At 52.9% G+C, this 11,829-nt stretch carries 12 protein-coding genes; 4 read left to right on the forward strand and 8 right to left on the reverse strand.

Annotation, left to right across the window (positions count from 1 at the left end; genetic code table 11):
- Positions 1-107: 107 nt before the first annotated feature.
- Positions 108-2,252, reverse strand: coding sequence for a methylmalonyl-CoA mutase (gene scpA, locus V5T82_RS06745; protein WP_332894848.1), 2,145 nt, complete (start codon positions 2,250-2,252; stop codon positions 108-110).
- Positions 2,253-2,598: 346 nt separating this feature from the next.
- On the opposite strand from scpA, the gene V5T82_RS06750 reads away from it, so the two are divergent.
- Positions 2,599-3,090: a GcrA family cell cycle regulator gene (locus tag V5T82_RS06750; RefSeq protein ID WP_332894849.1), complete on the forward strand. Its 492-nt coding sequence runs from the start codon at positions 2,599-2,601 to the stop codon at positions 3,088-3,090.
- A 262-nt stretch (positions 3,091-3,352) separates the two neighbouring features.
- Here the strand turns inward: V5T82_RS06750 and V5T82_RS06755 are convergent, their stop codons facing one another.
- The 5 genes from V5T82_RS06755 to gluQRS form a co-directional block, all read right to left on the reverse strand.
- Entirely contained in the window at positions 3,353-3,808 is a 456-nt protein-coding gene (locus V5T82_RS06755; RefSeq protein ID WP_332894850.1) for a FliG C-terminal domain-containing protein, read from the reverse strand.
- 123 nt (positions 3,809-3,931) lie between these two features.
- Complete coding sequence (locus V5T82_RS06760; protein WP_332894851.1) at positions 3,932-4,861, reverse strand: exopolyphosphatase; 930 nt, start codon at positions 4,859-4,861, stop codon at positions 3,932-3,934.
- Positions 4,862-4,889: 28 nt separating this feature from the next.
- Positions 4,890-5,699, reverse strand: a complete 810-nt coding sequence (locus tag V5T82_RS06765) for a CheR family methyltransferase (protein ID WP_332894852.1) — start codon at positions 5,697-5,699, stop codon at positions 4,890-4,892.
- Positions 5,700-5,726: 27 nt separating this feature from the next.
- Positions 5,727-6,092 carry a response regulator gene (locus V5T82_RS06770; RefSeq protein ID WP_332894853.1) on the reverse strand — a complete coding sequence of 122 codons (366 nt, stop codon included), beginning with the start codon at positions 6,090-6,092 and terminating at the stop codon, positions 5,727-5,729.
- A 211-nt stretch (positions 6,093-6,303) separates the two neighbouring features.
- Positions 6,304-7,149 (reverse strand): tRNA glutamyl-Q(34) synthetase GluQRS, encoded by an 846-nt coding sequence (gluQRS, locus tag V5T82_RS06775; protein ID WP_332894854.1) that lies wholly within the window; start codon positions 7,147-7,149, stop codon positions 6,304-6,306.
- A 297-nt stretch (positions 7,150-7,446) separates the two neighbouring features.
- Between gluQRS and V5T82_RS06780 the strand changes: the two genes are divergently transcribed.
- Positions 7,447-7,995 carry an HNH endonuclease gene (locus V5T82_RS06780; RefSeq protein ID WP_332894855.1) on the forward strand — a complete coding sequence of 183 codons (549 nt, stop codon included), beginning with the start codon at positions 7,447-7,449 and terminating at the stop codon, positions 7,993-7,995.
- 35 nt (positions 7,996-8,030) lie between these two features.
- On the opposite strand, the gene V5T82_RS06785 is transcribed toward V5T82_RS06780, so the two are convergent.
- Both V5T82_RS06785 and V5T82_RS06790 read right to left on the reverse strand, forming a co-directional pair.
- The gene (locus V5T82_RS06785) at positions 8,031-8,585 is read right to left on the reverse strand and encodes a GNAT family N-acetyltransferase (protein ID WP_332894856.1); all 555 of its coding nucleotides are present in this window, start codon (positions 8,583-8,585) and stop codon (positions 8,031-8,033) included.
- Complete coding sequence (locus V5T82_RS06790) at positions 8,575-8,883, reverse strand: type II toxin-antitoxin system TacA family antitoxin (RefSeq protein WP_332894857.1); 309 nt, start codon at positions 8,881-8,883, stop codon at positions 8,575-8,577. Before V5T82_RS06790 ends, V5T82_RS06785 begins: the two co-directional genes overlap by 11 nt.
- 228 nt (positions 8,884-9,111) lie before the next feature.
- Between V5T82_RS06790 and rpsD the strand changes: the two genes are divergently transcribed.
- Both rpsD and V5T82_RS06800 read left to right on the forward strand, forming a co-directional pair.
- Positions 9,112-9,729: a 30S ribosomal protein S4 gene (gene rpsD / locus V5T82_RS06795; protein WP_332894858.1), complete on the forward strand. Its 618-nt coding sequence runs from the start codon at positions 9,112-9,114 to the stop codon at positions 9,727-9,729.
- A gap of 363 nt (positions 9,730-10,092) precedes the next feature.
- A partial coding sequence (locus V5T82_RS06800) for a B12-binding domain-containing radical SAM protein (RefSeq protein WP_332894859.1) occupies positions 10,093-11,829 on the forward strand: 1,737 nt, incomplete at its 3' end.

The raw sequence follows: 11,829 nt of genomic DNA on the forward strand, positions 1-11,829 counted from the left end.
GCTCCTTAGCCGCGAGGGATGGCGGGTGCGATCCGATAGGGGCCACATGACAAAAACGGCGCTCCAAATCGGAGCGCCGTTTTTGTTTTTTGCGTTGTGCTTCAGCTTTAAGCCGTTGGGCGAGCGGCCTTGATGCAGTCTAGCACTTCTTTCGCCGCCGTCGGGATGTGGGTGCCGGGCTCGTAGACTGCGCTGGCACCTGCTTCTTTCAAGAACGGGTGGTCGCGTTCGGGGACCACGCCGCCGACGATGATCACCACGTCGTCCGCGTCACGCTTTTTCAGTTCAGCAATCAATTCCGGAACCAAGGTTTTGTGACCACCAGCCTGGGTGGAGACGCCGATGACGTGCACGTCGTTTTCGACGGCTTCTTGGGCAGCCTCGGACGGGGTTTGGAACAAGGAGCCAACGTCCACTTCAAAGCCCAAATCGGCAAACGCGGTGGAGATCACTTTGGCGCCACGGTCGTGACCGTCTTGGCCCATTTTCACCACCAGCATGCGCGGGCGACGGCCGCGGTCTTTGGCGAAGGCTTCGACCGCTTCGTTGGCTTCGATGTAGGCATCGTCACCTTTAAGAGCCGAGCCGTACACGCCCGTGATGGTGCGTGTGGTGGCTTGGTAGCGGGTGTACTCTTTTTCCAAAGCGTCAGAAATCTCGCCCACCGTTGCGCGCACGCGCGTGGCTTTGACGGCCAAGTCGAGCAAGTTGCCTTCGCCGGATTTCGCAGCTTCGGTCAACGCGTTCAACGCCGTATCTACGGCGGCTTGATCGCGACTGGCGCGGATGTCGTTCAGACGTTTGATTTGTGCGTCACGCACAGCGGAGTTGTCGACTTCCAACAGATCGATGGGATCTTCTTTTTCCAACTGATACTTGTTGACGCCAACCACGACTTCTTCGGTGCTGTCGATGCGCGCTTGTTTGCGGGCTGCGGCTTCTTCGATGCGCATTTTCGGCAAGCCCGATTGAACAGCTTTGGTCATGCCGCCCATGTCTTCGACCTCTTTGATCAACTTGCGCGCTTCGTCGGCGACGGAGTTGGTGAGGCTTTCCACATAGAACGAACCGGCCAGGGGATCGACCACTTTGGTGATGCCCGTTTCTTCTTGCAGCACCAACTGGGTGTTGCGGGCAATCCGCGCCGAGAACGGCGTCGGCAATGCCAAAGCTTCGTCCAAGGAGTTGGTGTGCAAAGATTGCGTGCCACCCAAGGCCGCCGCCATGGCTTCGACGGTGGTGCGGATCACGTTGTTGTACGGATCTTTCGCCGTCAAGGACACGCCGGACGTTTGACAGTGGGTGCGCAGCATTTTGGAGCGCGCATCTTTTGGTTCAAACTGTTCCATCATTTCCGACCACAGCAAGCGTGCAGCGCGCAGCTTGGCGACTTCCATGAAGAAGTTCATGCCGATGGCGAAGAAGAACGACAGACGCGGTGCGAAGCTGTCCACGTCCATGCCCGACGCGATGGCGGTGCGCACATATTCGACACCGTCGGCAATGGTGTAGGCCAGTTCTTGAACACAGGTCGAACCGGCTTCTTGCATGTGATAGCCGGAAATTGAAATGGAGTTGAAGCGCGGCATGTTTTCCGACGTGTAGCCGATGATGTCCGAAACAATACGCATGCTCGGTTCCGGCGGGTAGATGTAGGTGTTGCGCACCATGAATTCTTTGAGAATATCGTTCTGGATGGTGCCCGACAGTTTGGCCGGGTCGACGCCTTGTTCTTCACCGGCGACGATGTAGCCTGCCAAAACCGGAAGAACGGCACCGTTCATGGTCATGGACACGGACATCTCATCCAAGGGAATGCCGTCGAACAAAATCTTCATGTCTTCAACGCTGTCGATGGCCACACCGGCTTTGCCGACGTCACCCGTGACGCGCGGGTGGTCGCTGTCATAACCACGGTGGGTGGCCAGATCGAACGCCACGGACAGGCCTTTTTGTCCGGCCTTTAGGTTGTCGCGGTAAAATTTGTTGGACTCTTCTGCGGTGGAAAAGCCAGCGTACTGGCGGATGGTCCAGGGGCGGCCAGCATACATGGTGGCGCGGGGACCACGCATGAAGGGCTCCATGCCCGGAAAGGTGTTGACGGCTTCAATGCCTTCAAGGTCGGCGGCCGTATATAGCGGCTTAACCGGAATGCCTTCGGGGGTCTCCCAGACCAGATCGTCTGCGGTGCGGCCGCGCAATTCCTTGGCAGCCAACTCATCCCATTGTTCTTGTGTTGGTTTGTTACCCATATCCCCAAATCCTTTTATTTTTCGTCTTCCACAAACCGCGCCCCCCCACGGGGCGGTCATACCTGCGGTATTGAGGGCAGCAGTATACTAATGTGGTGGTGCGGTGCGAAACACTATTTTGCAGTTGCGAAATATTAGCGTTCTTTCATCTTAAAGATGCGGATTTATCCACAAGATATTGTGTTTAGGCTGGTGCAATCATCGAAAATGTTGTTATTATCCCCCCAGCAGCCCATACGGGCGGTGTGTACGAAAATCGTACAAATAACGCGAAAAATTAGGGGAACGGCCCCACAAACCGCCGAATTTTATCGGCAGGGGCCTCAAGAGACAGTCGGAGTAGAACATGAGTGCCGTTGAATGGACGCCTGAGCGCATCAAGATATTGATTGGTCTGTGGGAAGAAGGTCTCCCCACCTCAGAAATCGGTCGCCGTTTGGGCGTTACCAAAAACGCCGTGGTCGGCAAGGTCCACCGTTTGGGCTTGAAAAAGCGCCAATCGCCGATCCGCCAAAGCTCCGCTGCCAGCTCGCAACCCAAAAAGCCGAAGAAAGCACCAGCTGCGGCTCAACCCGCCGCCGCTCAGCCGCAAACGGCTCCGGCAAAATTGCCGTCCGGCGACGTGGTGCGCTTGGAAGAGTTGACCGCGCAAATGTGCTGCTGGCCCGAAGGTGAGCCGGGCACACCTGAATTTCACTTCTGCGGCCAAGCCGCCGTTCCCGATAAGCCCTACTGCGAAGAGCACTGCGCGCGCGCTTACGTGAAAGTGTCCAAAGACAAAAAGAAAACGGTCAACAGCTACACGCCAAAACCCAAAAACGGTTTCGAGGCCGCTTAAGCGATTAAGTGGTTTCTCCTTGGAGGGGCGGCGACGCTCTTCCGGCCCAAAAGGCCCCCAAATCAGCCCGCCCCGGCGGTCTCTTTTGGGGGCCTTGGCTTTTTTGGGTTTGGGGGTGTTTGCCCAAAACTGTAACGTTGTAATTTGAACCACAGAGTACACAGAAAACACGGAGTTATAAGGAATTCAGCTCTGTGTTCTCTGTGTACTCTGTGGTGAAAAACGACGTTAGATGCTTGAAGAATATCAGAGCGTGCGGGCTTTATTTGCTGGTTTCTAAAACCCCATCCGCCTGCAGCTGGTTGGTGAGCTCGATCAGGCGGATGACGGCGTCGCTGAGGTCTTCTTCGTCGACACCTTCGGGAAAGCGGAATTGCAGGTCTTCGGACAGGATGACCTTTTTGTGGTCGCTCATGTTGTCAAAGAAGACCTTGTGCAGGGCTTCGTCTTTTTCCGTCGCTTTGAGGAAAATCACCATGTCGTCATCAACGGCGCTCAACATCAGCTTTTGCAGCCCCGGCGCGTTGGCGGATTTGAGGCGTTCGGCCAAGTCACAGGCTTCTTCATAGGCGCTTACCGACGCAATGGCACCGGGTGTGAGGGCCTTGACGGCTTCCATCAACAGGTGTTTAAGCTCCAAGGTCGAGAGCGTAAGGGTGTGATCCCCGATGGTCAGGGCATAGACGCCATTTTGGGCTTTTTTGACGCTGATCCGCATTCTGCTTCATCCGTCTAAAGTTGGTGATGTAAATAGCCTCTCACACCCGCTCGAAATTGACAAGCGGGCAACAAAAAAGGCGGCACATCAGCGCGCCGCCTTTGGTGTTTTTTGGTTTTGTGATCAACCGGCGTTCAAACGCGCAACCACGTCTTTCAGGACTTCGCTAGCTTTGTCGTTGTCGACTTGGCAGGTGCCTGCATTGGCGTGTCCGCCGCCGCCGTATTCCAACATGATGGAACCGATGTTGGCGGAGTTGGTGCGGTTCAAGATGGATTTGCCGACCGCCAAAATGGTGCGTCCACCGTCTGGGGTTTTGGTCATCTGTACCGACACATTACAGTCCGGATACAGCGCATAGATGGTAAAGCGGTTGCCGGCATAGATGAGCTCTTCGTCACGCAAATCCATAACCACGACGCTGCCCTCAACTTTGGAACATTCGCGCAGTTGCAGTTCGGACTTTTCTTCATGTTCAAGATACAGGTGCGTGCGTTCTTCGACGTCGGGGATGGTCAAAATTTCATCCACCGGGTGATGGCGTACATAGACCATCATGTCTTTCATCAGCTGTTCGTGGCTGATTTCAAAGTGTTCAAAGCGGGACAGGCCGGTGCGCGGATCCAAGATGTAGTTCAGCAGCGTCCACGGTTCCGGGGCCAAGATGTCTTCTTCGCTGAACTGCGCGCTGTCGGCGCGGTCCACGGCTTCCATCAGGTCGTCGGGAATGTTGGGGAACTTCTCTTTGCCGCCGAAATGATTGTAGACCACACGGGCGGCAGACGGCGCTTTGGCGTCGATGACATGGTTGTCATGGTCCGTGACACGCTCCGTTTCCGAAATGTGGTGGTCGAAGCACAAGTGTACGCCGTCAACGTAGGGCAAGTTGGTGGTGATGTCGTTTTCCGTGATGTCCACCAAGCCGTCTTGCATGGCTTTCGGTTCGGCAAAAATCACATCGTCGATCAGCCCCAGCTCGATCAACAGACCACCGGCCACGACGCCGTCAAAGTCGGCCCTGGTTACGAGACGGTATTTTTTGTCGTTTGACATAGCTTTTATCTCTACGCTTTTCTACGCCTTAACCTAAGGCGTAGACCCCTCTTTGTCCTTGAACAGGTTTAAATTTATCGGTCACGCCAAGGACGGTTTCGGCCCCACCCAAAAACAACATGCCGTCTTCGGGCATCAGTTTGGCGATGTTTTCGAGCACTTTGCCTTTGGTTTCCGCATCGAAATAGATCAGCACGTTGCGGCAAAAGACGATGTCGAATTTGCCGAGCCCATTAAGATCGTCCAACAGGTTCCAATATTTATACTGAACCATGTTTTTGATGTCGGGCTTGATTTGCCAAGTTTCGTCTTTTTTGTCGAAGTACTTCAATAGCAATTGGATCGGCATGCCGCGTTGCACTTCAAACTGCGAATACATGCCGTCTTGAGCTTTTTTCAAAATGTCGTGGGAAATGTCTGTGCCCACAATATCGATGTTCCAGCCCGCCAGTTGCGCGCCCAGTTCTTTGAGAACGATGGCGATGGAATAGGGCTCTTGCCCCGATGAGGCGGCGGAACACCATATCCGCAAACGTTTTTGGCTCGCGCGTTTTTCTAAGATTGGCGGCAGCACCACGTCGCGCAGCAAATCAAACGGCTTCACATCACGAAAGAAGAACGACTCGTTGGTCGTCATTGCTTCGGTGACTTCCACGGTCATGGCTTCGTCTCTGCGCGTGCGCAGATGGTTGATCAGGTCTTCCAGACCTTTCAAGCCGTGTTTGCGAGCAACGGGCATAAGCCGACTTTCCAGCAGGTACGACTTATCAGGCGTCAGCACCAAGCCGGAGCGGCTCTTAATCAGCGAGCTGATGAATTCGAAATCTTCGGGGCTCACGTCGGTTACTCCGTCGCAGGATGATCGTTAGATCAAACCCACTTGTTGGAATTTGGCTTGGATGATGTCGGAATCGAACGGCTTCATGATGTATTCGTTCGCACCGGCTTCCATGGCTTCTTGGATGTGGTCGAGGTCGTTTTCCGTGGTGCAGAAAACAACGACGGGCGCATCGCCCCCCGGCAACTTACGCAATTCGCGCAAATACGTGATGCCGTCCATGACAGGCATGTTCCAGTCCAGCAATACGGCAGCAGGCATATTCGCTTTGCAAGCGTCTAATGCTTCTTGACCGTCTGCGGCTTCCTCGGTTGCGAATTCCAATTCTTGCAAAATTTTGCGCGCCACCATGCGGATGACTTTGGAATCGTCAACAATGAGACAAGTTTTCATTGTTACAGAATCTTCTTTCCAGGAGTTACCTAGGATTTCATAGGCTGGGAAAAGGAAAACGGCCTTCCCCCAACGAGCTCAATTTTTTTGACTTTCTGGCAAAAGCCATATTTTTATCACCCCAGCCCCAATAAAAGGCTAAACCCCCTGACTGCGCAAGCCAAAATCGCATCTGGTATGAATTAAATACGAATTAGGTCATTGAATTATCTTAGATACCCGCAAGGCGGGCGTGGACCTGATCGGATGTGAGGCCGTTTTCGCGCATAGACTTTAAGGTTTCAGCCCGGTCTCGCTTGGCGAGACGCCGGCCGTCTGCGGCTTTGAGTAGCCCGTGGTGTTGGAATACAGGCGTGTGCAGATCCAAAAGGTCTTGCAATAACCGGTGGATATGGGTGGCCGAAAACAAGTCTTCGCCGCGCACAACATGGGTGATTCCCTGCAAATCATCGTCGACGGTGACCGAAAGGTGATAGCTGGTCGGGGTGTCTTTGCGCGCTAAGACAACATCGCCGAAGATTTCGGGTGTGGCCCGGATTTCACCCTGGTCTTGGTCGGTCCAGGTGAGGGCGCGGCCCTTGAGTGCGTTTTGCATGTCGAGGCGCAGGGCAAAGGGGGCTCCGGCCTCGATTTTTTCTCGGCGTTGAGATGTGCTCAAATGTCGGCACGTGCCGGGATAAATTGGCCCGTCTGGTCCTGTGGGCGCCAAATGAGGTGCGCCGAACGCCGCGTTGATTTCGCCCTGGATGTCTTTTCGGGTGCAAAAACAGGGGTAGAGAAGGCCTTGGCCGTCCAGTTGGTCGAGTGCCGTTTTGTAATCGTCCATGTGGTCCGATTGGCGGCGCACGGGCTGTTCCCAGTCCAACCCCAGCCAGCGCAAATCCTCATAAATCGCGTCTTCGAATTCAGGGTGGCAGCGCCCTTGGTCGATGTCTTCCATGCGCAAAATGAACTGCCCACCTGCGTTTTGGGCTGTTTCATAGGCTTTCAGCGCTGAATAAGCGTGGCCCAGGTGCAAGTGTCCGGTGGGTGAGGGGGCGAAGCGGGTTTTCATCATGTCTCGAAAGATGGAAGGAAATGCCCGAAAGTGCAAGATGTTGGCGGCTGTTCACACAACTGTTGGCGTAAAGATTTGGTAACGATCACTATATATATTGAGAAGCGAATCGATTCGGAGCACAGTCATGACGACACATGGCCTCACGTCGAAACCTGTATCCACCAGACCGCAAGGGCCTGGCCGGGTGCTTTTGACGCCGCAAACGCTCCCCCGGTTGACGCCCTTTTCCCTCCACCAGCCCGCCCGCGTTTTCGCGGGTTTTTTTGTGCCCCGAAATCCAGGAGTTGTTCGGACATGAACGGACTGCAAACCCTTGTTCTCAATGCCGATTATCGGCCTTTGTCTTACCACCCCTTATCCCTTTGGTCGTGGAAGGACGCGGTGTCTGCCCTGTTGCTCGATCGCGTCAACTTGGTTGAAAGCTACGACCGGGTGGTGCATTCGCCGTCCACGGCGTTCAAAGTTCCCTCCGTCGTGGCGCTGAAACGCTATGTCAGCTTTAACGGACGGCCTGCGTTTACGCGCTATAACATCTATTTGCGCGACAATTTCTCCTGTCAGTACTGCGGCGATAAGTTCCCGGCCAAAGAGCTCACGTTCGACCACGTCCACCCTCGATCCCGCGGTGGTTTGACCGAATGGACCAACGTGGTCGCGGCGTGCAGCCCATGTAACTTACGCAAAGCCAATAAAACCCCGGATGAAGCGGGTATGCCGCTGATCCAAGATGCACTGGAGCCGTCCGTGAGACGCCTCAACCAAATCGCCCGCCACCTCCCGCCGTCGGATATGCATGCGAGTTGGCTCGATTATCTGTATTGGGATAGTGAGTTGGAGATTTAGGTGCCAATTTTCCCCAGGTAAGTGCTTTGCCAGGGTTATTGGCTTGCCATATCCTGAATGACTTGGCGAACCTGCTTCATGGTTATGAACATTCGGGCCTGATTGCTGGGGAAGCTCTGAAACCCAAATTCTTCGTACCAGTCCTTGCGTCGTTGAAAGGCCTCCATGCCACCATCGGCCATGACATCCAGCAAGATGGCATAACAGCCAGCCTCATCAGCGATGACACATGCCTTTTCGAAGACATGGTGCATGAGGATGCTGCCGATGCCTAAGCCCTGACCTTTTTGATCAACTGCGACCTGTCCTAAAAACAGAACGGGGATTTCTCCGTGCTTCGGCGCACCCTTTGGCAGTTTGGGGAGTTCGGTCACATTCATGATGCCGACATTGATGGCATGGTAACCAAGAACGATTGTATGCTCAGGCTCGACGACGACGTAGACGCGTGTCATATCGTCTTTTTGTTGTTTTTTTGCGGACAGCTTCAGGAAATTGTTTAGTCGATCCACGCCGCAATCAAAATTGGAGCGGTCATGTCGCTGCGGTCCCCAATTCTCGATATTGAGGGCAGTGTCTTCAGTCAGCATGTGTAACGCGACGCCGATAAGACGCAGCGGCTTTGAGTGCGCGGGGCGTTGGTGCAGGGGGAGTGTCCATTGCCGCCGCGAACATTTTTGCGTCTTCCGGCGTCAGTACATGTCGTGAATTGGCGTCAAGAATGTGCTCAGCTTCTTTCGCGATGGCGTTACGCAGAAAGACGGATTTATCGACGCCTAATGCCGCAGAGGCACGTTCAATCAACAAGGCCAAGCGATCACCATGGCGTATCTGCGTGGTGCGCGTCTGCTTTTCAGGGTCTAAACCGATGGTATCTAGGTCGAGCACAATATATCTCCTGCTTTGGGAAAGTGTAGTGCAATCTGCATTACATATCAAGGGGCAGAAATCCGCCAAAACCCCTTGCTTTTGGCGGATTTCTGCGTATATTGCGCGCTTCAATGCATTTCCGGGAACGTGGATGCTGCCCTTCGTTGGCGGTACTCCCGCTCTTCAGTTCGCTGAAGAGACTACTGGAACAACAAACAACGTACTGAAAACAAAGGTAGAATTACCATGTCGAAGCGTATCCGCTCGAAATACAAGATTAACCGCCGTTTGGGCGTAAACCTCTGGGGTCGTCCGAAGTCTCCGGTCAACTCCCGTGAATACGGCCCGGGCCAACACGGCCGCACCCGTCGTTCCAAGCCGACCGACTTTGGCATCCAGTTGATGGCCAAACAGAAGCTCAAAGGCTACTACGGCAACATCTCTGAAAAACAATTCCGCAAGTACTACGCCGAAGCCGTCCGCCGCAAAGGTGATACGTCCGAAAACCTCATCGGTATTTTGGAAAGCCGTCTGGACGCCGTCGTGTACCGCATGAAATTCGTTCCGACCGTGTTTGCGTCTCGCCAGTTTGTGAGCCACGGCCACGTCACTGTGAACGGCCAAAAAGTTAACATTCCGTCCTACATGGTCAAAGAAGGCGACGTTGTCGAAATCAAAACCGGTTCCGAAAACATCCCCATGGTCATCGAAGCTCTGAACTCTTCCGAGCGCGAATTGCCGGACTACATGGACGTTGATACCCAAAAAGGTAAAGGCACCTTCGTTCGCGTCCCGAAACTGGAAGACGTGCCGTACCCGGTTCAAATGGAACCGAACCTGGTTATCGAATTCTACTCTCGCTAGGGCGAGACAATACCAGATCGAATACAAAAGGCCGCTCGATCGAGCGGCCTTTTTTCGTTGTGGGGGTACTCTGTTGCAACAGCTTGGTTGAGCGGGGTGAGGTGTTTTCGCACATTGATGCACGGAGGTGTATTTGCCTCTTGAGCGACACTTCACACCTGGAATGTTGATCGAACACACTTTTTAATGCCAATGGTCAACAACACTTGGTACTGTGAGTTTGATTTGGACGTTCCGCAATCATAATATAGTTGAAATTTTCGGTGTGCATCCCGACCTGAAACCTTGCTAACTGAAGAAGATCCGTTTTTTTGCTTTTTTCGTTTTTGATGGTGATGCAGTACAACCCCTAAGGAGTTTCTGTTGACGAAACCTGAAGTTATAGTTGTGGATCTCGGCGTTGCACGCCACATAAATCTTCTGCCTTTGGCAACGGGCTATATCGTTTCGTATGTGAATTCCATTCCTGAAATTACAGACGCGTATGACATCAAACACCATTGTTTTGTCGATGATTTTGACCAGTGCAAACATGAATGGAGCAATCCTGCTGTTTTTGCCATCAGCTATTATGTGTGGAATGTAAAAGCTGCGACCAAGTTTGCGAAAATGGCCAAAGAGGCTTTTCCAGATTGTAAAATCGTATTGGGGGGCTCATCCGTTCCTGGGGAATCCACACAAGTTGCGAAATTGTTCAAGGCTCTGCCATTTGCCGACATTCTTGTGCATGGTGAAGGGGAAGAAAGCTTTGCAGATATTCTTCGCACGCTTTCAACGCACGGTGATTTGTCCAACGTGCCGGGTATTTCGTTTCGCCAACCCGATGCACCAGAAGGATATGTAACCCCGCCCAAAAGGTCTAGGATGAAGAACATCGATATAATCCCGTCCCCGTATTTGGATGGTTCGTTCGATCAAATCTTTGCCAAGTATGGGGATAAAATAACGGGTGCTTTATTTGAGACGACCCGGGGATGTCCCTATACATGCTCCTTTTGTGAATGGGGCCGGCCGGGGCAGTCGAAGCTGGTGAAGCATGATTTGGACAGGGTCTTTGCCGAAATCGAATGGATTGGCAAGAAAGGATATTTCTATTCCTTCTGCGCGGATGCAAATTTTGGCATTTTAAAGGACCGCGACATGGAAATTGCGGAGCATATGGGCCGGATATCGAAACAATACGGCAACCCGCGCTATTTGTCCGTCAGCTGGGCGAAAAATAGCAGTGAGCATATTTGCGATATTGCGGGGGAATTTCGCGACCAAGGTATCGCAACACAGACCACTTTGTCGGTTCAGTCTCTCAACGACCCAACGCTCGTCGCGATTAAGCGAAAAAATATTGAAGTTGAAGATTATAAAAATCTGAAAAAACTGCTGCACGAACGCAATCTGCCCACACATACGGAGTTTATTTTAGGACTGCCTGAGGAAACGGCAGATAGCTTCCGCCAAGGGCTCGTGAAAGGAATGACACCGAGCCTGAGCGATCGCGTGAGCGTTTATTTATGCCAAATGCTGGAAAACACAGAATTGGGAACGGCTGAAAGCCGCGAAGAATGGGGCATTGAAACCCGGGTTTGCAAGTCTGGAATTCACTTTGGGATGATAGATGAAGGCCGTGAGCCTGAGATCATTGAAATCGTCGTAAATACAAATTCCATGCCTGTAGAGGACTGGAAAAAGACGGTGGTTTTCGCTTTTGCGTCTTGCGGCCTGTATTTTTTCAGGCTCGCCTTTTTTGTGATTTCTTTTCTACGGGATCAGTACGCCGTATCACCAGATCAGTTTATTCAATTTGTTATTGATCGTGTCAGCACCAATCGTGAAGCCTATCCGGCTATGGCCCAAGCCATCGGTGTGTTGGAGGGATATGTTGAAAATGTGTTGGACAACGGCCGGCAATTGGTGACCATCCCCAATTACGGAAAAATGGGTTTTTTGGCCCAGGAAGCTTTTGTCACCATACTGCTGGATGATGCCGATAACTATTATGATGAGCTCGGCCAACTTGTGACCGCGTTTTGTGAAGCACAGGACTTGAACCTCAACGCTTCAATCCTCAACGACGTCATCCGTTATCAAAAATCTCGTATGCCG

It is taken from the genome of Magnetovibrio sp. PR-2, assembly GCF_036689815.1.
Classification (GTDB): Bacteria; Pseudomonadota; Alphaproteobacteria; order Rhodospirillales; family Magnetovibrionaceae; genus Magnetovibrio.

What these genes read in the sequence shown, in the direction of transcription:
- scpA (WP_332894848.1), bottom strand. Translation starts at nt 2,252, where the DNA reads ATGGGTAACAAACCAACACAAGAACAATGGGATGAGTTGGCTGCCAAG.
- V5T82_RS06750 (WP_332894849.1), top strand. Translation starts at nt 2,599, where the DNA reads ATGAGTGCCGTTGAATGGACGCCTGAGCGCATCAAGATATTGATTGGT.
- V5T82_RS06755 (WP_332894850.1), bottom strand. Translation starts at nt 3,808, where the DNA reads ATGCGGATCAGCGTCAAAAAAGCCCAAAATGGCGTCTATGCCCTGACC.
- V5T82_RS06760 (WP_332894851.1), bottom strand. Translation starts at nt 4,861, where the DNA reads ATGTCAAACGACAAAAAATACCGTCTCGTAACCAGGGCCGACTTTGAC.
- V5T82_RS06770 (WP_332894853.1), bottom strand. Translation starts at nt 6,092, where the DNA reads ATGAAAACTTGTCTCATTGTTGACGATTCCAAAGTCATCCGCATGGTG.
- gluQRS (WP_332894854.1), bottom strand. Translation starts at nt 7,149, where the DNA reads ATGATGAAAACCCGCTTCGCCCCCTCACCCACCGGACACTTGCACCTG.
- V5T82_RS06780 (WP_332894855.1), top strand. Translation starts at nt 7,447, where the DNA reads ATGAACGGACTGCAAACCCTTGTTCTCAATGCCGATTATCGGCCTTTG.
- V5T82_RS06785 (WP_332894856.1), bottom strand. Translation starts at nt 8,585, where the DNA reads ATGCTGACTGAAGACACTGCCCTCAATATCGAGAATTGGGGACCGCAG.
- rpsD (WP_332894858.1), top strand. Translation starts at nt 9,112, where the DNA reads ATGTCGAAGCGTATCCGCTCGAAATACAAGATTAACCGCCGTTTGGGC.